Raw genomic sequence first — 20,553 nt, 5'->3', positions numbered from 1 at the left:
CGCTCATTGCAGACTTGTTTTAATTTCCGTTTAGCTGTTAAATGCCAAAAGTAAGTATTGTTGACTTAATGCTACATTTATTTATAAATGTGCATATCAAGTTAGATGAATGGTTTATATTTAGATAGTCATCTCTTTATTGATTCTTTATAAAGGAATATATATGTCCTACCCTCGTTCTTTAATAAATTCGTTGTTGCTTCTATCTTTCTTACCTTTTTCTTTCGTTCAAGCTGCCGATAAGCCTGAATTGGTAGAGAATGGGATTAATCCATTGTCTGTAACCCGAATAGATGACCGTTTGAATTATATGTTGTCGGTTACCAATAATAACGGAAAAACAGTTCAGCACTGGCGATCAATTGATTGTAAACAAGGCAAGGCTGAGCTTCTATACAAAGATTTTCTTAATGATGATGGAGTAACTAGTGCTCGTTATTATGGGAAAAGTTATGCCCGCTATGCGCCCGCACAAATTGATAAGCAGATGACAGAAGAGGAAATCCGTGCTGTCTGCCAGTTACCTATAAAAGAGATGCGGTGGGAAAAATTATCGACGACTTCTCAAGATATTATAACTAATCTTGTTGATATTAATAGTGTTCATGTCACTGGTGACACTTTATCGGTACGAATGGGATATGATATCTCAGAGATTACTTGGGAGCCACCTTACGATGCACCACTAGAATTAAAGGTCGAGCACTATTTATATAACTGTAAAACACATCAAGGTAATGCTGTGGCTGCAATGAATTTTGATAGCGAGGGTCGCGTGACAGACTCACTGATCACTGCGGATATTATTCGCCGCAAGAGCAGTTTCAAAATTGATACTCAAATGACACAGCTCTTCGATCAACTTTGCGAGTTACCAGAAGGAAAATCGTTCACAGCAAAAGGGCTATTTGTGCCTGCTAAGAATAAGCCTGCATCAACACTGATGGGGCCTTCAATGCCTAATCTGAGTAATAATAATCCGCAGTGGCTGAATAAATTTCCGCTTTCCTCTGCGATTGAGAGCCAAGCGCAGTTATTGATCAAGCCTTTGATGCCTCCTCGTTTTAAACAGATTAACTATACGGAAGTCAGCGATTTCGGTAAGGTCAATATACAGCTTGATGCACAACCGGATGGCTATATACGCAAGCTAGAAGATTATGACATTTGGACAGTACAACGTTTAACACTGGCAAATCAGTTACAATTGAAGTTCGCCATGTCTATCAGCAATGATACCTCACTGCTTAGCAAGTTACAGACAGATCTGCATTTTCCGTTAGCAATAGGTCAACGATATCAGGCGCAATGGGAAAATATTGACACTAATAAGAAGGTAACAGCGTCATCATTATTCTGTGATGTTACCGGAGAAGGAGATGCTCAAAGTATTGCCGCCAAATTTAGCGGAAAATATTTATTAGTTGAATGTCGTATGACGACTAAAGGGCAGCCGAATAGCGGTACTAAACTCGCTTGGTTGCAAGATTTCAACATTTTTGTCCCAGTCGCTATGCAAGTGGGCGATAAACCTGAAAGTCCAGTCAAACTGGAACATGTTAATGTAATACGTTAATAAACAAACAGGCTCACAGGTTTATCTAGTGAGCCTTTTATGACTACCTATCTATTCATTAACACTAAGTATATTAGCTAAAGCTTTAGATATCTGTCTTGCTGAAGCTAAAGAACTAAAATATGAAGACGGAATAACTCACTATGGTAATACGTCATTTCACCTAACTCGAATTGTTTGTCTGCGCTCATCTTCCGCCTTCTGCTCTTTTTCCATTTCACATTCATTTTGTTGTGAATGAATGCACACCATTCATCCGCAAACAACAGGTATTCGTTTTTATTTCATCTCTGAAAAATTTTAATTACCACTTATCTCGGTAATCAAACGCAATGAAATAAGTATATTTAGCCGGATTAATTTTGTAAGTTACATATTTTTGAATAGCATTAATCCATTCTTTTTTTAGATCAAACTCACCATTATTGATGACATTCTCATTTTTTGGATCAATTGTTTCTTCAATAATAAAGTCATCGTCACCGTAATCTTTAGAGTATTCCTCAATTTCTTCCGTTTTCTATTAAACCACTGGGTATGTAGTTTCAATCTCATGATGTTATTATCTACTTACAGATATTTTTTAGTATTATGTTTGAAGTCAGCAGGCTTCCGCTGTTTCTCTGTTTTTGGATCATGTCTATCTAATAGAACGCATTGGCTGACTTCAAAGGAAACTAATGCATAGGGTTAATTTCTCTTTAACTGCCTTTAATTCCTCTTCGAATATTTTGAGAAACCATCTTAGCAATGGTAGTATAAGCAATATTGATATATTAAATTAAAAAATAAAAAACCAATGAAAATCAAATCATTAAAAGTTTTCCTCTTATAATAAAAAAACACAGAGTAAGAACACCAATGGCTTCCACCTAGTCGTTGTTTTCCATTTAGAAGAACTAAATAAATAAGAGAGACGAAGTATTTAGTTATTGTTCTGAGTTCATCACTGTAATATATAGGCTGCAATCTAGTATCTAAAAATTAAGGAACCCAAATGGCCATTAAGAAAAACGAACTATACTCCTCACTATGGGCCAGTTGCGATGAGTTACGCGGTGGGATGGATGCCAGCCAGTACAAAGATTATGTACTGACCATGCTATTTATGAAGTATGTATCTGATAAGTATAAAGGTGATCCGTACGGTATGATTGTTATACCCCAAGGTGCCAGCTTTGATGATATGGTTGCACTTAAAGGCGATAAAGAAATAGGCGATAAAATAAACAAAATTATCAGTGCGTTAGCTGAAGAAAATGACCTAAAAAGTGTCATTGATGTCGCCGATTTTAACGACGAAGATAAGCTCGGCAAAGGCAAAGAGATGATTGACCGTCTTTCCAAGCTGATAGGGATATTTGAAGGGCTTGATCTCTCTTCCAACCGTGCTGATGGTGACGATTTATTGGGTGATGCTTATGAGTACCTAATGCGTCACTTTGCAACTGAGTCTGGTAAATCCAAAGGCCAGTTTTATACCCCATCCGAAGTTTCACGCATTCTCTCGAAAGTGATTGGTATTAATAAAAACACCCCGCAAGACGCTACCGTTTATGACCCAACTTGCGGTTCAGGTTCATTATTATTAAAAGCTAGTGATGAAGCCCCCCCGTGGCTTGAGTATTTTTGGCCAAGAAATGGATAACGCCACCAGCGCCTTGGCTCGTATGAATATGATCCTACACAACAACGCCACCGCGAAGATCTGGAAAGGCAACACCATTTCGGATCCACAATGGAAAGAAGCCAACGGGCAACTAAAAACGTTCGACTTTGCTGTCGCTAATCCCCCCTTCTCCAATAAAAACTGGACTAACGGCATTAATCCTAAAGAAGATGAATTTGATCGTTTTCGCTGGGGTATTCCCCCCCGAAAAAAATGGTGACTACACCTTCTTGTTGCATATTATCAAAAGTTTAAAAAGCACGGGTAAAGGTGCCATCATTCTCCCCCACGGTGTATTATTCCGAGGTAATGCTGAAGCGCGTATTCGTGAAAACCTGATTAAACAAGGTTATATCAAAGGAATTATCGGTTTACCCGCCAACCTGTTCTACGGCACAGGTATTCCTGCCTGTATTATCGTGATCGACAAAGAACACGCGCAGGCGAGAGAAAGTATTTTTATGGTCGATGCCAGCAAAGGCTTTATCAAAGATGGCAATAAAAACCGTTTGCGTAGTCAGGATATTTATAAAATTGTTGAGGTATTTACCAAGCAATTAGAACAACCTCACTTTAGCCGAATGGTGCCATTAAGCGAAATAGTGGCTAATGACTACAACCTAAATATACCGCGTTATATTGATTCCAGTGAACCAGAAGACTTGCACGACCTCAGTGCCCATCTACAAGGTGGTATTCCCAATCGTGATATCGATGCCTTAGAACGCTACTGGCAGATATTCCCGAGTATTCGTGCGGCCTTATTCAAACCAGCACGTGAAGGTTATAGTGAAGCTTTAGTTAAAGCCTCTGAAGTGAAGAATACCATTCTAAACCATGATGAATTTAAACAGTTTGCGACGAATAGCTTGCAGCATTATCACGTTTGGGCTCACGCATCTAATTTAGCTGAGATCAGTGTAGGTGATCAGCCTAAAGCGTTAATCGCTGAAATCAGCGAAAGTTTGTTGCAAAGCTATTCACAAACACCATTGCTGAGCAAATACGATATCTACCAGATCCTGATGGATTACTGGAGTGATACGATGCAAGACGATGTGTACGTACTGGTACAAGATGGTTGGTCTACAGGTAAAGTATTGCGTGAGTTAGAAGTCAAAAAAGGTGAAAAACTGAGAGAAACGCCTGACTTAGTGATTGGTAAAACAAAGTATAAAGCTGAGTTGATCCCCCCTGCTCTTATCGTGGCACGCTATTTTGCCGATGAACAAACCAAAATCGATACCTTGCAAAGCAAACTTGATAGTGCCAGTCAAGAGTTAGAAACCTATCTTGAGGAAAATAGCGGTGACGACGGCCTACTTAATGAGGCATTGAATGATAAAGACAAAGTCACCAAAGCCACAGTCACGGCACGTTTGAAAATTGCCACTGACCCCGATGAAAAATCGGCATTAAAACAAGCCCAAAAGCTGTTTGATAATGAAGCCAATGCTAAAAAAGCGCTGAAAAAAGCCCAAGATGCCCTCGATTTAGCGGTGTTTAAGCAATACCCGAAACTGAGTATCGACGAAATCAAAAATTTGATAGTGGATGATAAATGGCTGGCGACGTTGCAAAGTAATATCGAGGCAGAAATTGAGCGCGTGACTCAGCAGCTGGCTAATCGCGTTAAAGAGTTGGAAGAGCGCTACAATGAGCCATTACCGGCTATTACTAAATCGGTAGAAGAGCTGAGTGAGAAAGTCGCAGGCCATTTAAAAGCGATGGGTTTGGAGTGGTCACTATGAGCGTTGAAGTAACAGAAACGGGTTTAAATCTTATTCCGGCTGGCTATAAGCAGACGGAAGTTGGGGTGATCCCAGAGGATTGGGATATTCGGAATATTGGGGATTTTGCTCCTTTACAAAGAGGATTCGATCTCCCATCAGCAAACAGAGTTAATGGCAAGTATCCTGTTGTATATTCCAACGGAATTGTAAATACTCATTGTCATTTTAAAGTTAAAGGCCCTGGAGTTGTAACCGGTAGATCCGGTACTTTGGGAAAAGTGCATTATGTTGAAGCTGACTATTGGCCTCATAATACATCGTTGTGGGTAACTAAATTTAATGAAACAAATCCAAAGTTTATTTATTTTATTTTTACATATATTAACTTTGAACGATTTGCTAGTGGTTCAGGCGTACCAACTTTAAATCGGAATGATGCTCATAGCTTCAAAATCGCAATCCCATCTAGTCAGCAAGAACAAACCGCCATAGCCAATGCACTATCTGATGTTGATACGCTGATTAGTGAATTAGAAAAACTGATCGCCAAAAAACAAGCTATCAAAACCGCCACTATGCAACAACTCCTCACAGGCCGCACCCGCCTGCCGCAGTTTGCATTGCGTGAAGATGGCGCACCAAAAGGCACCAAGCCAAGTGAGTTGGGAGAAATACCGGAGGATTGGGAGGTTCATTCCCTAGGGGATCTGTGTAATTACCAAAATGGTAAGGCCCAAGAGCAGTATTTCAATTCGAATGGCGGCTACAAGGTAGTTTCAATAGGTAATTATTCAGAATCCGGTAGATACATAGACACGGGTAGTTATATCGACGAGAAATTTAAAAATGAGGTTGGACGATTTGTACTTAGTCATGGCGATCTAGCAATGATTCTTAACGATAAAACTGCTATTGGTACGATTATCGGCAGAGTACTACTAATTGAGGCGGATGAAACTTATGTCATGAATCAGCGAACAATGAGGCTTGCACCCAAAGGTAGTGTGAAATCTAAATATTTACACTTTCTTCTCAATTCTGATTCGGTGCACAAGAGAATCGTTGGGATGGCCAAGCCTGGTACTCAGATTTATGTGAATACTGATGATGTATTAGGGTTTAACTTGCTTATATCCAACTCTCAAGAAGAGCAAACCGCCATCGCCACCATTCTCTCTGATATGGACGACGAGATTCAGGCACTGGAACAACGCCTTGGCAAAACCCGCCAAATCAAACAAGGCATGATGCAAGAGCTGCTGACGGGCAAGACTCGGCTGCCTTATGACAAGGAATAAGGAGTGGCTGCTATGGCCTTTGTTGCGGAGCAACTAAAACAAAAAAATACGCTGGATAAACAAGTAATACAGGTGAAGACGTTAGTTTCTTTACCGAACATCTCTATTCCAGCCTATCAACGGCCTTATAAATGGACACATGCAAATCTAGTTGACTTGTTGAGCGACTTAAAAGTATATCGGGATAAATCGGCTTATCGCTTGGGTTCTGTGGTGTTTCATAGGTACTCAGACTCAGAAAGTAAACTAAAAACGCTCGATATTGTTGACGGACAACAGCGCACTTTAACCTTAGTACTTCTGGTTAAGGCGTTGTTAGATGAGCGCTTGGATGACCTAAAGCGGCAAGATGTTAAAGACACACTCGCCTCACTTGCTGTGCCGATTGATGCATTTTTAAATCGACAAACCTTTAATAGTGATATTTCGCACCGAAATTTGCATCAAAACTTTATGGCGGCAAAACGAGCTGTTGCTCGCAGTGACTTTACCGAGGCCGATATCGATTTTTTACTAAACCGCTGTGAAGTGGTTACCTTTGTGCTTGATGATGTGTCAGAGGCTTTCCAGTTTTTTGACTCGCAAAACGCCAGAGGCCGAGATTTAGATCCTCATGATTTGTTAAAAGCGTTTCATCTGCGTGAGTTTTCAGAAAGTGAAACTGAACTTAAAGCTGACTCGGTGCGCCATTGGGAAAGCCTGGAAAGTGAACAGTTGGCGCGACTGTTTTCCAACTATTTGTTTCGTATTCGCAACTGGGCACAAGGTAAATCGGCACAGTATTTTACTAAATCAAAAGTGGGTTTATTTAAAGGAGTCAATCTTGATCAGGTAGGGCTTTACCCTTATGTGGAGCCGCTTCGAATCGCTCACCATTTTGTTGATGACTATAACGGCCAGTACCAGCGCCATATTGATCACCAACACATGAGTTTCCCTTTTCACCTTGATCAGATGATCATAAATGGTAGGCGTTTTTTTGAAATGACCAGCCATTACCAACAAAAAATAGCTGAGATCGTAAGCGATGAACGAAGTGGAAAAGATAAGGCCAAGGTTAGTGAAGAAAAACAGAGCATTCGCATACTCGGCCATGAGCTAGAGCCCTTAGCTTGTAAGATTTTACATACCATAAATACCTACCGCTCTCGAACCCGCACAGGGGATGGCTATGTGCGCACACTGTTTGATTGTGCGGTGATCTTTTATCTAGATAAGTTTGGCGCACATCAGCTTTCGCAAGCGATAGAGAAGCTGTTTATTTGGGCATATAGCTGCCGATTAGAAATGCAAGTCGTCGGTATAGAGCGCATGGATAAACACGCTCTGACACATAATGTCTTTGAACGTATAAAGCAAGCGGTGCAACCAGCTGATGTTTTAAATTGGCCGTTAGCCACACTTAAAAAGTCTGATTGTAAGGGAACCAATCTTAGTGAAATTACCGAGCTGTTTAAGGAAATGAAGTACTATGAGTAATGTTCGGATGCCATACACGAAATACAATGATGGGGCTGATGGTAAAGCAATTGCCAGCTTTAAGGTTAAAAAATTACTTTGTGATGCAAGCCAATATGTCGTCCCTATGTATCAACGGAACTATGCGTGGGGTGAGGGTGAAATCAACCAACTGATCCAAGACGTATTGGATTATCAACATAGTAAACCAGATCAAACCTACTACATTGGCACGTTGGTCGTGTTTGAGCGTAACGATGGCAGCTTTGAAGTGATTGATGGGCAACAACGTTTTACCACACTTACCTTATTAACCTTTGCTCTCAAACGCTTATATGCTGCAGGCAAAGTGACTGTCGATATGGGCTGGTACACTACTCCTAATCTCAATTTTGAAAGCCGCCAAAAATCATCGGATACCTTTGCCTGCCTAATTCAAGGCGTTGCACTAGAACACTTAAAAACCGATGACTACAACCTCGATGTGGTGAATGGTTTCTCTTTGCTAGAAAAGGGCTTATTAGCTTTGGGGGATAAGCTTGAAGGATTTTGCCAATACCTTTACGAAAAGGTAGAAATAACCCGAGTATCTGTGCCCAAAGATACCGATTTAAATCATTATTTTGAGGTAATGAATAATCGCGGTGAGCAGCTAGAAAAGCACGAAGTCGTTAAAGCAAGGTTAATGTCGGTGTTAAATGAAATCACTGACCCCTATGAGCGTGAGCAGAGTATACAGCTGCTAGGAAAAGTGTGGGACGCAACAGCTAATATGGAACGTTACGTTCAATACGGCTTTAACCTCGATGAAAGGCATAATATTTTTGGTAAAGACGATTGGGGACAATTTAAACCAACGTGCTACGCTGATTTAGCTACAAGCATTTGCGAAGCAACTACTCAAAAGAGCGAAAACACTCAAACCATTTCGCTGACGCTCAATGAGATATTGGCAAAGCCACCTCAGTCCTCTTCTAGCGCTGATATAATGTTTACACCAGAGCGCTTTAATAGCGTCATTAATTTCTCTAACTTCTTACTGCATGTTTTACGAGTGTTAACAAAACAGGATATCGCGTTGGACGATAAGCGTTTGTTAGAGCAGTTCGACGCCTACTTGAAAGAAAATGGCAGTAACAAAATTAACGCAGTTAAAGACTTTGTATTCGCGCTACTCAAGTGCAAATATCTTTTTGACCAGTACATCATTAAGCGGGAATTTAGTGATGGCAAAGATAGGTGGAGCTTGAAAAAGCTGCATTTTTATAACGCTAAGAGTCAGAGCTACATTAATACTTTTGGTGGCAGCGAAGAACAGGATAATGAAGATGGCTTTGAAGGGATAAATCGTCAGATTTTAATGCTGTTAAGTGCTTTGCATGTTTCCACACCGACACTGGCTTATAAGCACTGGTTAAATGGTGCATTGTTCCATTTGTTTGCTATGGATGAAATTACGCCTCGTCTTTATTTGCAGAAGCTTGAATATTTATCTCGTCAATTTGTATATGGTCGTTTTTTAAGTGCATCTCCTGCTGATTACTACCAAATGATTTTTCAAAACAAAGAATATTCAGCATTTGATCCAAATAATCAGCAAGTATTAGTAAAGCTGCGTTATGGCGTAATTGAAAATAACTTAGTGTTTAACTATCTCGATTACTTGTTGTGGTGTGAGGGAAAACTAAACAAAACGGATGATGTGATTACTCAGTTTGAGTTTACCTTCCGAAGCTCTGTTGAACACTTTTATCCGCAGCACCCACTTGATGGGCATTATGTACTGCCGGATGCTGATTTGCATCGCTTTGGTAATTTGTGCTTGATTAGCCATAGCAAAAATTCAAAATTAAGTAACTTACAACCCACCGCTAAGCGTGATCATTTTAAAGCGGCCATCGCAGATAAAAGTATTGATACCCTAAAACTGTATGAAATGATTAAGTTGATGAATGCTGATGGAGAATGGACAGAAACTCAAATAGCTACGCATGAACAAGCCATGTTAATGGTGTTTTCTAAGGACTTGAATAAGGGTTTTAGCTATGAGTAATGTCGGTCAACGCGAACGTATAACCCAAAATCGTATCGTTCAGTTTTTTCAAACTGACTTAGACTATCGCTATTTAGGCGATTGGCAAGATCGCGTCAATAATAAAAATATTGAAGTTGAGATCCTTGTTGATTGGTTAACAAAACGTGGTGTAAGTGAAGCGCTGATCAATCGTACAATTCGCCAGCTAGATGCTGCAGCCGCGCTGGGTGAAGGGAAAAAACTCTATTACGCTAACAAAGAGGTTTATCGCTTACTACGTTACGGTGTGAAAGATAAAGAAGGTGCAGGCCACCAAAATGAAACCGTTTGGTTGATTGATTGGCATAACCCCGAAGCCAATGACTTTGCGATAGCAGAAGAAGTCTCGATTAAAGGTGAAAATAAAAAACGCCCAGACATCGTGTTGTATGTAAACGGTATTGCGCTGGGTGTGATAGAGCTTAAACGTTCATCTGTCTCTGTTTCTGAAGGTATTCGCCAAAATCTGGATAACCAAAAGAAAGATTTTATTCGTAATTTCTTTACCACAATGCAATTGGTGATGGCGGGTAATGATACTCAGGGACTACGTTACGGCACAATTGAAACACCCGAAAAATTTTATCTTGAGTGGAAGGAACCGCTTGAAAATACTTATGACTATAAACTCGATTTTCACCTAAGCCGTATATGTAATAAGTCTCGCTTTTTGCAAATCATCCATGATTTTATTGTCTTTGATGCTGGAACCAAGAAAACCTGTCGCCATAACCAGTTTTTCGGTGTTGAAGCGGCTAAGGCTCATATCACAAAGCGTGAGGGGGGTATAATCTGGCATACCCAAGGTTCAGGTAAAAGCTTAACTATGGTGTGGCTAGCTAAATGGATACGGGAAAATGTTACTGATGCTCGCGTGCTGATAGTGACTGACCGAACTGAACTTGACGAACAGATTGAAAAAGTGTTTACAGGTGTTGACGAAGAAATTTATCGTACCAAAAGTGGTGCAGATCTTGTGGCCACGTTAAATCAGCCTAACCCTTGGTTGATCTGCTCATTAGTGCATAAATTTGGAAGGCAGTCTGATTCTGAAAATGATGCCGCAACCGATGAATTTATTGAAGAACTGAAAAAATCACTGTCATCGAATTTCAGAGCTAAAGGAACATTGTTTGTCTTTGTCGATGAGTGCCATCGTACTCAATCTGGTAAGTTGCACAACGCAATGAAGACCATTTTACCTGAAGCCATGTTTGTCGGTTTCACAGGGACTCCCCTAATGAAAAAAGACAAAAAGAAATCAGTTGAAGTCTTTGGTCCTTATATTCATACCTATAAATTCGATGAGGCTGTCGCTGATGGCGTAGTATTGGATTTACGCTATGAAGCAAGAGATATAGACCAACACATTACCTCCCAAAAGAAAGTTGATGAGTGGTTCGAGGCAAAAACGCGCGGATTATCTCGAATAGCTAAAACGCAGCTCAAACTAAAATGGGGCACCATGCAAAAGGTGCTATCCAGTAAATCACGCTTGCAACAGATTGTGAATGATATCTTGTTAGATATGGATACTCGGCCACGTCTGATGGATGGTCATGGTAATGCGATGTTAGTCTGCTCCAGCGTTTATCAGGCCTGTAAAGCCTATGAAATGTTTAGTCAGACCGATTTAGCAGGTAAAGTTGCTATAGTTACTAGTTTTCAACCAACACCTGCAAGTATTAAAGGTGAGGAGACTGGTGAAGGTTTAACGGAAAAACTCTTTAAATACGATATTTATCGTAAAATGTTAGCAGACTACTTTGAACTACCTGAAGACAAAGCAGCTAATAAAGTTGAGGACTTTGAAAAGGAAGTTAAAAAGCGTTTCGTTAATGAACCTGGGCAAATGCGCCTGCTGATTGTGGTCGATAAATTGTTAACTGGCTTTGATGCGCCTTCTGCCACTTATTTGTATATTGATAAGCAAATGGCAGATCACAGCCTGTTTCAGGCAATTTGTCGCGTCAACCGTCTCGATGGTGATGATAAAGAATACGGTTATATCATCGACTATAAAGATTTATTCCGCTCATTAGATAAAGCAATTTCTGATTATACTCAAGGTGCTTTTGAAGGTTATGACAAGGAAGATGTGGTTGGTTTACTAAAAGACCGATTAGAGCAAGCAAGACTAAATTTAGATAGTGCGCTGGAAATGGTTCGAGCATTATGTGAGCCAGTAAAAGCACCACGAAATACAGAGGATTATATCCATTATTTTTGTGGCGAATCAGGCTTAAATCAAGATGAGTTAACCGAAAAAGAGGCACTTCGTTTAACCTTATATCAGAGTGTTGCCAAGTTACTGCGAGCATTCGCAAATATCGCCAACGAAATGCCAGATGCAGGTTATTCTACTCATGATATAAACTCTATTAGATCTGAAGTTTGTCACTATGAAAAAGTTCGCGATGAAGTGAAGCTTGCAAGTGGTGATCTCGTCGAAATGAAGCGCTTTGAGCCTGCAATGCGTCATCTGCTAGATATGTATATTCGTGCCGATGATAGTGAAGTCCTTATGGACTTTGAAGAGCTTGGCTTGATTGAATTAATCGTCGAAAAAGGCGTCAGTGCTATCGATACCCTGCCCGAGGATCTCCGTAAAAATCCGGGAGCAATGGCTGAGACCATTGAAAATAACGTTCGCAAAATCATTGTCGATGAAAATCCGGTTAACCCTAAATACTATGAACAGATGTCAGTGTTACTCAATGAACTAATCGAACTTCGTCGACAAAAGGCGATTGAATATCAAGATTACCTCGAGAAAATCCGCGAACTCGCTGCTAAAGTCGTACGTCCTGAGCGAACATCATCTAGCTACCCTGCATCAATGGATACTAATCCCAAACGTGCTTTTTATGATAACTTTGGCAAAGATGAATGGCTTGCCACCAAAATTGATAGTGCCATTCGTTATACCAAAAAAGCGGATTGGGTAGGAGATCGTTTTAAGGAACGAGAAATTGCCAATGCAGTACGAGAAGAAACGGCGGGCTATGAGGTGGATATTCAGGACGTAATGGAACTCGCTAAAGCTCAAAAAGAGTATCAATGATGACGATGATTGAAATTGGCTCAATGACAATACAATTGAATCGTAAAGCCATCAAAAACTTACATATTAGCGTGTTGCCGCCTGATGGACGTGTACGTGTATCTGCGCCTGTATCTATGACGGAAACGGCTATTCGTATGGCGGTGATCCGTCGTATCCCTTGGATTAAACAGCAGCAGAATAATTTCATAAAACAACCCTGCCAATCAGAACGAGAAATGGTCAGTGGCGAATGCCATTACTTGTGGGGTCGACGCTATCGTCTCAATGTTGTGCCACATGTAGGAAAGCATGAAGCCAAATTAGGCCGTGGACGATTACATTTGTATGTTAGCCATACTGCAACTGCTGAGCAAAAGGCTTTAGTTCTCACTGAATACTACCGTGAAGCACTTAAACAGCGAATAGCTGACTTATTGCCTATTTGGGAAAGCAAAATAGGTGTCACTGTCGACGCTTGGGGCGTAAGAAAAATGAAAACCAAATGGGGCAGTTGCAATACGCAAGCAAAACGCATTTGGTTGAACTTAGAACTCGCCAAAAAGCCACCAGAATGTTTAGAATACATCCTAGTTCATGAGTTAGTTCACCTACTTGAACGTAAGCATAATGAACGATTTAAAGCCCACATGGATAAGCTACTTCCTGATTGGCAAGAACGCAAAGACTTGCTGAATAAAGCACCATTGGCTTACAGTCATTGGTTATACTAACTTTTGTCCTTATAGAATAGAGAGCTCAACTCAATCTTAACTACTTTTTAGTGGCAAATAGGTGGTAAACAAAAAACATGTAGATACAGTACTGGAGCGGTACTAAAGATAAACTATAAAACGCCCGATGAAGTTCATCGAGCGTTTTATACCTGAAAAGTTGTCAACTTATATCAAGGCTAGTCAAACAAGAGTAATAATTAACCTTTTTAAAATCCAGGCTTACCGTTTTTAGCCCGCCATTCTTTAACTTCTTTAATAATAGCAGTAGCGCTCCCATCATTATTACCTTCTGGATAATAAATCAGATCTGAACCTTCAGGATGATCAATGATTTTAATAAAATATTATAAATTATCATCTTGTGTTTTTTCGTCACTTTCATAATTAATTATAGCTTCAATAAATTGTTTAAATTTAGCTTCTGTATAATCATTAATGCTATTTTTCAGTTTCATAATTATTTTCCTTTGTGAATATCAATGTGACGTTTCGGAGTAACAACTCGAATATTATCTATAATAAACCTCTCCGCGGTTTATCATGGTGAGACTCAAAGGAACGTCTCCCTCCAACACTATCTTTATATCTAGCCCTAGGAGCCAAACCATTTCGCATTCGAGTTCTATTACTTTGTTTTCTTTAACTAACTTTTTAGAAAGGCTTCATACTGCCAATGGTGATCTGCCCCCCCCCATTGAATATGAACAAAATTCCTTAAGAAAAGTGGCTTGATTTAGTTGCAAAGAACAATTATTAACAAGACTATCTGGTTAGACTTTTTGGCTATTAAATTCGCAGCTAAGCCAGCGGGCAAATTCCATAGCCCATTCACGGCCACTGCAATAGCTTTTGAAGGTTTGAAAGCTTGAAAGCGATGGCTTAAGTCCTCGCCATAAACGCAGTGACAGTGATGTTTAATCCAGTATCCCCAACTAAGTACATTATCTGGATCGAGAACCTGTTCTAACAGACCACAATCAAAATCAATTTTACTGATAACGGGATTGTTTTTTTCAAGAACAGACTAACAGTTGCAAATTGCTCTTTAATAGTCTGATCAGGTTCATATTTGAAAATAACTGTCATATCCAGATCAGACTTACCTACTTCTGCCCTGCCTTCAGCTACACTTCCGTATACATATAGACTGTGTATAAGCTTAGGAAAGCAACGGGTTAGATTTGTCACAACACATTCAATTATATGTGAGAATTCAGGTTGAATTTCCGCGCGTCTTGGCTGGGAAATAAAATCATTATGATCGACGGCCATCTTTTCTCTTGTTTGCTAATGTTATTTTTCCTGATAACAGGCATTTTGAACCTGAAATTGTTGTATCCAAACTATTATGCCTTAATATCCACTCCTCTCTTACAGTAGCCCCCTACGCGTTAGGTGGCTAGCTTCGTACCAGAAGTGGAAGTTTAGTGGTTCTAGAAACCTTACATATAGTGGCTAATTGTGGCTAAGTTTTGTCAACCACAGTCGCTTCAAGGTTGGTGACGTTTAACAGTTGCGACGGATTGTCCCTGACATGGTAAGCTTTCGCATAAATTAATTCTAATTTACACCGCTTAAGTTACCGCAATTGCTAGTAGTAGACTGGCAGAAAAATTATCGAGAAAATTTACGAGAGCCCATAACGCACAGGACGACGCCAAGCGTAATGAATACCATTAGAGGACTTATGGTCTCATGCAACAGTATAGCCGACAACCCCAGCCCGAAGAAAGGCTGAAGAAGTTGCAACTGACCGACAGCAGCAATCCCCCCCCCGTTGCAAGCCCCTTATACCAGAAAATAAAACCAATTAGCATACTAAATAGGGAGACATAACCTAGTGCTATCCATACAGATGATCCAATACTGGTAAATGAGGCTGGCATTGTTATAAATGACGCTATCAGCATGAATGGTAACGAGAGGACCAACGACCAACTGATGACCTGCCATCCCCCCAGAATACGGGTTAACTTTGCACCTTCGGCATAACCCAAACCACAAACCACCACCGCTGCAAGCATGAGAAGATCACCAGTAGGTGAGACGATCGTGCTTTGTGAGAGAGCAAACCCCATAACGAGCAAACTACCAAGCACAGAAAAAATCCAGAAGGCCATTCTGGGGCGTTCGCCACCACGTAGGACGCCAAAAATCGCAGTGGTCAGCGGCAGAAAACCAAGAAAAACGATTGAATGAGCAGAGGTCACATGTTGTAACGCCATAGCCGTCAGCAACGGAAAACCGATAATGACGCCCAGTGACACAATTATGAGTGACTTTATCTGCGAAACTTGCGGATATTTTTCACGAAAACCATAAATCAGCATAATGGCCAACACACCCGCTATCGATGCCCTTAGAAATGTCAGGAAAAAGGGATCCATATCAAGGACGGCTACGCGAGTAGCAGGTAGCGAACCACTAAAAATGATGACCCCCAACAGCCCGTTGATCCATCCAGAAACAGCTCTAGGATCTGTTTTATTTACCACTGTATTCACCATTATCAACCTCACTTTCTATTGTTGCCCGCAGGCTTGAGCACTTGAACGGCAGATGGTACACTCAATAATTCAATACAATCAAATTATTGTCATGGATACATTTGATGAAAGCACGCTATAAATCCATCGTGGATATGTTCGCAAATAGGATCCGAAGCGGAGATATCCCTTCCGGTACACGTTTACCAACACACAGAGCACTCTCCACGCAGGAACATATCTCTCTAGCTACAGCAACTCGGGTTTACAGCGAACTAGAAGCTATGGGGCTGGTCAGTGGTGAAACCGGAAGAGGAACATTTGTCAGAGAAATAGCGTTGCCCTACGGTCATGGAATTGACCAACATGCTGTGGCCACTGATGTGTTTGATCTGAATTTTAACTATCCGTCGTTACTTGGTCAGGGGGAACAACTCCGTGATGCCCTCCAAAAGATTGCGGTCTCCGGGGATATAGAATCCCACCTCCGTTACCAACCACACGCAGGCAGGATGACAGAGAGAAAGATTATTGCAGATCATATCGCGACCCCGGGATTTCAACCTGACGCTGAAAACGTGGTTATTGTGAATGGTGCACAACACGGACTAACTATCACTGTGATGGGTATGCTACGCCCAGGAGATGTAGTGGCAGTTGATGCATTCACCTATTCGGGTTTTAAAGTACTGGCAGAGCTATATCATCTGGAGCTCGTCGCCATACCCGCTTTAACCAGTGGCCCAGATTTATCTGTGCTGGAAGAGTTATGCCAGAAAAGACATGTCAAAGCTGTCTATACCATACCAACATTACATAATCCCCTTGGCTGGGTGCTCAGCCACAGTCAGCGAAAAAAAATAGCCGAAATTGCGAGAACTTATGATCTTCTCGTTATAGAAGACACCACATACAGCTACCTGATCCACAGACCTCCCTCACCTATTGCATTTTATGCACCTGAACGTACCATTTATATCACTGGATTCTCAAAAAGCGTGGCGACTGGCTTGAGGGTAGGGGCTGTTGTTTGCCCTGAATCATACCGGCCTGCACTAGAAAGGGCGGTGAGAGCAACCACCTGGAATACCCCCTCTGTAATGACAGCACTGGTATGTAATTGGATACAAGATGGCACAGTTGCCCGTTTTGAAACACTGAAACGGCGGGACGCTCGCCAGCGACAGGCGGTATTAAGATCCACACTCGGGGATATGCCCTGTATTACGCATCCTACCTCTTATTTTGCCTGGTTCCCTTTACCAGATGATACAAGAGCCGACCGAGTCGCCAAGAAACTGATGGACTGTAATATTTCCGTTTCAACAGCAGAACCTTTCTGTACTTCACTCGTTGTCCCACAAGCTCTTAGAATTGCTCTTGGATCTGTCACAATAGAGAGCTTACAAAAAGCGTTGATAAAAGTCCGAGAAGCTGTGGAGTATGAACAGTATCGTTAACCCGTTATACATTTAATGATATATGCGTTTTTTGCTCTGGGCTGACAGTACGAAAATCGGCAATGAGATCTTCACACTTGGTACGATAATTATAAACCAACAGCTCCTACTGTGGATTGCTCCATCCCCTATACGGCTGTCAGCCTGAGTATCCTCACTCCAAATACAAGAATGATGGAGTCACTAAAAATATTAAAAAGAATTTTTTGAAGACTAATAAGCTTGGTTTAGCTAACCTAATTCCAGAGTATAAAACGTATCCTAAATACTAAAGCGTTTTAATGCGTTTATTATCTTATCGTTTTTATATTGAAACACAAAACACTCTAAATAAGAGTATCACATTATAAATTTCAACCATTAAATATAAATATTACATATCTATTAAAAATTAAAATTAAAATTAAAATTAAAATTAAAATTAAAATTAAAACTCCATTTTAAATTATCTTTTTTAGATAACATCTAATATTAAAATATAATCAGTTTAAGAAAGTCTAAATTAGATATATTAAAAATATATTCAATTATCATTAAATAAATAAACAAAAGGTGTAATATATAATATTGCTTTATTATTTATCCTCTAAAAAAGAATAAAGGAATAATGATATGAAAAAAGTATTACTCAGTCTTGCTATGCTGAGTGTAATATCAACGCCGGTATTGGCTAAAGCTCCTGTAGCTAACTTAAAAATCAATGGTGATATTAAGCCACCAACTTGTACTATTAATGGGGCGACACAAAGTGATATGATTTTTGATTACGGAGTCATAAGCCCAACGCTTATCCCTCAATCGAAAAACTACGAATATCCTAACGGTATAGTCCAAAATACAGTTACGATTGAATGTGATGCTAAAACATATTTAACCTTTGTTGCATCTGACACTTATGACAGTGCGGAATTAGCTAATAATACGCTAGCACAGTTTCATTTAGTTGATAAAGAAAATCCTGAAACCGCAGTTGGAGCAGCCTCTTTTTTGTGGGAGGATGTGACTGTTGATAGTAAACCAGCGTACATTTCACGAGCAAATGATGTTACTATCACAGAAACAAATTACTATAACGTTCTATACAAAGGCGCAACCAATGGTTGGACATCAGAACAACAAAAAGGCAATGTTAGTAAAGAATCTCTGGCACTAATTCCAGGTGAAGTTTTCCAAGCAGTTTTTAAAGATGTATATAAAATTCCTTCTTTTCTTTTATCCAAAGATGCATTAAATAAAAAAGGAATAGATTTATCTAATGGCTTAGATTTTATGGGTGAAGCTGTTCTCACTTTTAACTTTGGTGTCTAATTTTTAAAATAACTGATAATCACAATATCATTAACTTTTATATTGTGATTATCTTTACGTTAAAAGTTTAACAGTGCTTGGCGCGCTATTAATGTTCTGAATATCAAATTAGCACATCATTCAATCAAGAACGATACATCAATACTTCCTTTATAAGTATTCGTAGGTATATTTCCATTGGCACAAAGGTTGAATGATAATGACTTATAAACAGATCCCCCCATTATATTTGCCTGAAGGTTGTCCTGCATAAAACTCTAAAGCTTCGGAGGAATTGTTATTACATACTGCATTAGTTATTGTTTTAGTTGCATCAGATACCGTGATATAAGGTGCAACTTCTTTATTTTTCAAAGGGATACTTGGAGACATTGTCATCCCAGTTTTACTCCCATTGACTAGCTCATTATAGGGTTTTAATGTCACATACATATTTCCTGAATGAGAACAAGAGACAAGCATACTAGCGACACTTTGCTCAAGTAACTTGGCTGACTTAAAATTTTGTGCTAGTTGAATAGCAAATTGTATGTTTGTTGAGCTAGCAGGAGAAACATTACATGTTTTTAAGACGTGAATAGGACCATTACCAAATGAAAAAGGAACTGAAGATAGATCTGGAGGAGCATCAGTTGCAGTTTGAGCTGTAGTAAAATATATCGGAGCTACAAAATCGTAAATACCAGGTTTAACATGACCTACTGCATAAATAGAATAAGAGCTTATTCTCAAACTAGTATTGTTTACACGTGATATATAACCATACCAGCACATTGGGTGACGATAGACAAATTGATCCGCATACTCAGCTGTTCTAGAAACCTCTTTTCCTCGACGCAGAGTAATTTTTGTCGGGGAAGGTAATCCATTCTGATAATACACCGCATCGATAGATACTATTCCATTGATAGCTGCAACTAAATAATTTTCCCTATTTTCCGCTTCACTTGCATTTTTATTATATAATTTTAATCCGTACTCCCCCTCTTGACTTCCTGGGAATGGGAATAAAAAACTCTGCCATTGTGCACTGTTTTTACTACAATAATCTACAACATTATTAACACCTACAGCCGCTCCATAGGTATTACCACTACTACTAAGTGACATATATGATTGAGGAGGTGTTAATTCACCTATATACCCCGTTCCATTATCTGGAATAACAAGTGCTTTTGTTAGGAGAGGGAAAAACAGTGACAATACAAAAAGACTGATTTTAATAGTTATCGTTTTCAATTTTCACCACCGACCATAATGACAAATAGAACCATCTATATATACTATATATTATATGACTATTAGTGATTTTTATCTCTAACCATAAGAATTAAAATAAAAATAAAGTAAAGAAAAACATTCCAAAAAAGAATCACTCTCGTTATTTTTAGCAAAATAATATCTTAAGAATTGTTAACAAACATCATTTTAAGATTTTTATCCTACGTTCTTTTTTCACTTTCTGTGCTTCTTCCATTTCACGCATTCTCACCTTATAGATTGATTGCTCTGAAAAAACTTGTACACAAATGCGCTTAGAACAAAAAATAAAGCAGCTATTAGCAATATAAAAGGTCTATTTTTAATTATCTCTTTTAGATAATATTAGATATTAAAATAACTCAGTTTAAGAAAGTCTAAATTAGATATATTAAAAATATATTCAGATATCATTAAATAAATAAACAAAAGGTGTATTATATAATATTGC

General features: G+C 39.5%; 13 protein-coding genes and 2 pseudogenes. 9 read left to right on the top strand and 6 right to left on the bottom strand.

Features of this window, described 5'->3' with window-relative positions; genetic code table 11:
* Positions 1-163 precede the first annotated feature (163 nt).
* Positions 164-1,576, top strand: a complete 1,413-nt coding sequence (locus ACYUCW_RS04585; RefSeq protein WP_004250459.1) for a hypothetical protein — start codon at positions 164-166, stop codon at positions 1,574-1,576.
* A gap of 304 nt (positions 1,577-1,880) precedes the next feature.
* On the opposite strand, the gene ACYUCW_RS04580 is transcribed toward ACYUCW_RS04585, so the two are convergent.
* On the bottom strand, positions 1,881-2,030 hold the full coding sequence (locus tag ACYUCW_RS04580; protein WP_228766821.1) for a colicin E3-like toxin immunity protein: 150 nt from the start codon (positions 2,028-2,030) through the stop codon (positions 1,881-1,883).
* A 543-nt stretch (positions 2,031-2,573) separates the two neighbouring features.
* On the opposite strand from ACYUCW_RS04580, the pseudogene ACYUCW_RS04575 reads away from it, so the two are divergent.
* The 6 genes and pseudogenes from ACYUCW_RS04575 to ACYUCW_RS04550 all read left to right on the top strand — a co-directional run bounded on the left by ACYUCW_RS04575 (position 2,574) and on the right by ACYUCW_RS04550 (position 13,585).
* Positions 2,574-4,996, top strand: a pseudogene (locus tag ACYUCW_RS04575) (type I restriction-modification system subunit M).
* Entirely contained in the window at positions 4,993-6,276 is a 1,284-nt protein-coding gene (locus tag ACYUCW_RS04570; protein ID WP_049203771.1) for a restriction endonuclease subunit S, read from the top strand. The pseudogene ACYUCW_RS04575 and the gene ACYUCW_RS04570 overlap by 4 nt, the downstream one beginning before the upstream one ends.
* 12 nt (positions 6,277-6,288) lie before the next feature.
* A complete protein-coding gene (locus tag ACYUCW_RS04565; RefSeq protein WP_004250447.1) occupies positions 6,289-7,755 on the top strand; it encodes a DUF262 domain-containing protein in 1,467 nt (488 codons plus the stop codon).
* A complete protein-coding gene (locus ACYUCW_RS04560; RefSeq protein WP_004250445.1) occupies positions 7,748-9,787 on the top strand; it encodes a DUF262 domain-containing protein in 2,040 nt (679 codons plus the stop codon). Before ACYUCW_RS04565 ends, ACYUCW_RS04560 begins: the two co-directional genes overlap by 8 nt.
* The gene (locus ACYUCW_RS04555) at positions 9,780-12,872 is read left to right on the top strand and encodes a type I restriction endonuclease subunit R (protein ID WP_004250444.1); all 3,093 of its coding nucleotides are present in this window, start codon (positions 9,780-9,782) and stop codon (positions 12,870-12,872) included. The genes ACYUCW_RS04560 and ACYUCW_RS04555 overlap by 8 nt, the downstream gene beginning before the upstream one ends.
* Positions 12,872-13,585, top strand: a complete 714-nt coding sequence (locus ACYUCW_RS04550; protein WP_460408251.1) for a M48 family metallopeptidase — start codon at positions 12,872-12,874, stop codon at positions 13,583-13,585. The genes ACYUCW_RS04555 and ACYUCW_RS04550 overlap by 1 nt, the downstream gene beginning before the upstream one ends.
* A 209-nt stretch (positions 13,586-13,794) precedes the next feature.
* Here ACYUCW_RS04550 and ACYUCW_RS04545 read toward each other — a convergent pair whose 3' ends face one another.
* The 4 genes and pseudogenes from ACYUCW_RS04545 to ACYUCW_RS04530 all read right to left on the bottom strand — a co-directional run bounded on the left by ACYUCW_RS04545 (position 13,795) and on the right by ACYUCW_RS04530 (position 16,095).
* Positions 13,795-13,917 (bottom strand): bacteriocin immunity protein, encoded by a 123-nt coding sequence (locus tag ACYUCW_RS04545; RefSeq protein ID WP_223304315.1) that lies wholly within the window; start codon positions 13,915-13,917, stop codon positions 13,795-13,797.
* Between the two features lie 184 nt (positions 13,918-14,101).
* Positions 14,102-14,203, bottom strand: coding sequence for a hypothetical protein (locus ACYUCW_RS04540; RefSeq protein ID WP_323131668.1), 102 nt, complete (start codon positions 14,201-14,203; stop codon positions 14,102-14,104).
* Between the two features lie 348 nt (positions 14,204-14,551).
* The gene (locus ACYUCW_RS04535; RefSeq protein WP_226888986.1) at positions 14,552-14,860 is read right to left on the bottom strand and encodes a nucleotidyltransferase domain-containing protein; all 309 of its coding nucleotides are present in this window, start codon (positions 14,858-14,860) and stop codon (positions 14,552-14,554) included.
* A 342-nt stretch (positions 14,861-15,202) separates the two neighbouring features.
* Positions 15,203-16,095, bottom strand: a pseudogene (locus tag ACYUCW_RS04530) (DMT family transporter).
* Positions 16,096-16,199: 104 nt separating this feature from the next.
* On the opposite strand from ACYUCW_RS04530, the gene ACYUCW_RS04525 reads away from it, so the two are divergent.
* Complete coding sequence (locus ACYUCW_RS04525; RefSeq protein WP_460408239.1) at positions 16,200-17,534, top strand: aminotransferase-like domain-containing protein; 1,335 nt, start codon at positions 16,200-16,202, stop codon at positions 17,532-17,534.
* Between the two features lie 612 nt (positions 17,535-18,146).
* Positions 18,147-18,842, top strand: coding sequence for a hypothetical protein (locus ACYUCW_RS04520; RefSeq protein WP_004250432.1), 696 nt, complete (start codon positions 18,147-18,149; stop codon positions 18,840-18,842).
* A 204-nt stretch (positions 18,843-19,046) separates the two neighbouring features.
* On the opposite strand, the gene ACYUCW_RS04515 is transcribed toward ACYUCW_RS04520, so the two are convergent.
* Complete coding sequence (locus ACYUCW_RS04515) at positions 19,047-20,081, bottom strand: hypothetical protein (protein WP_460408238.1); 1,035 nt, start codon at positions 20,079-20,081, stop codon at positions 19,047-19,049.
* Positions 20,082-20,553 lie beyond the last annotated feature (472 nt).

The sequence above is a fragment of the Proteus sp. MB838 genome, assembly GCF_054767435.1.
This window is presented reverse-complemented; position numbering and strand designations above follow the sequence as displayed.

Coding starts and splice junctions, on each gene's coding strand:
- ACYUCW_RS04585 (WP_004250459.1), top strand. CDS start 164: ATGTCCTACCCTCGTTCTTTAATAAATTCGTTGTTGCTTCTATCTTTC.
- ACYUCW_RS04570 (WP_049203771.1), top strand. CDS start 4,993: ATGAGCGTTGAAGTAACAGAAACGGGTTTAAATCTTATTCCGGCTGGC.
- ACYUCW_RS04565 (WP_004250447.1), top strand. CDS start 6,289: ATGGCCTTTGTTGCGGAGCAACTAAAACAAAAAAATACGCTGGATAAA.
- ACYUCW_RS04560 (WP_004250445.1), top strand. CDS start 7,748: ATGAGTAATGTTCGGATGCCATACACGAAATACAATGATGGGGCTGAT.
- ACYUCW_RS04555 (WP_004250444.1), top strand. CDS start 9,780: ATGAGTAATGTCGGTCAACGCGAACGTATAACCCAAAATCGTATCGTT.
- ACYUCW_RS04550 (WP_460408251.1), top strand. CDS start 12,872: ATGACGATGATTGAAATTGGCTCAATGACAATACAATTGAATCGTAAA.
- ACYUCW_RS04540 (WP_323131668.1), bottom strand. CDS start 14,203: ATGCGAAATGGTTTGGCTCCTAGGGCTAGATATAAAGATAGTGTTGGA.
- ACYUCW_RS04535 (WP_226888986.1), bottom strand. CDS start 14,860: ATGGCCGTCGATCATAATGATTTTATTTCCCAGCCAAGACGCGCGGAA.
- ACYUCW_RS04525 (WP_460408239.1), top strand. CDS start 16,200: ATGAAAGCACGCTATAAATCCATCGTGGATATGTTCGCAAATAGGATC.
- ACYUCW_RS04520 (WP_004250432.1), top strand. CDS start 18,147: ATGAAAAAAGTATTACTCAGTCTTGCTATGCTGAGTGTAATATCAACG.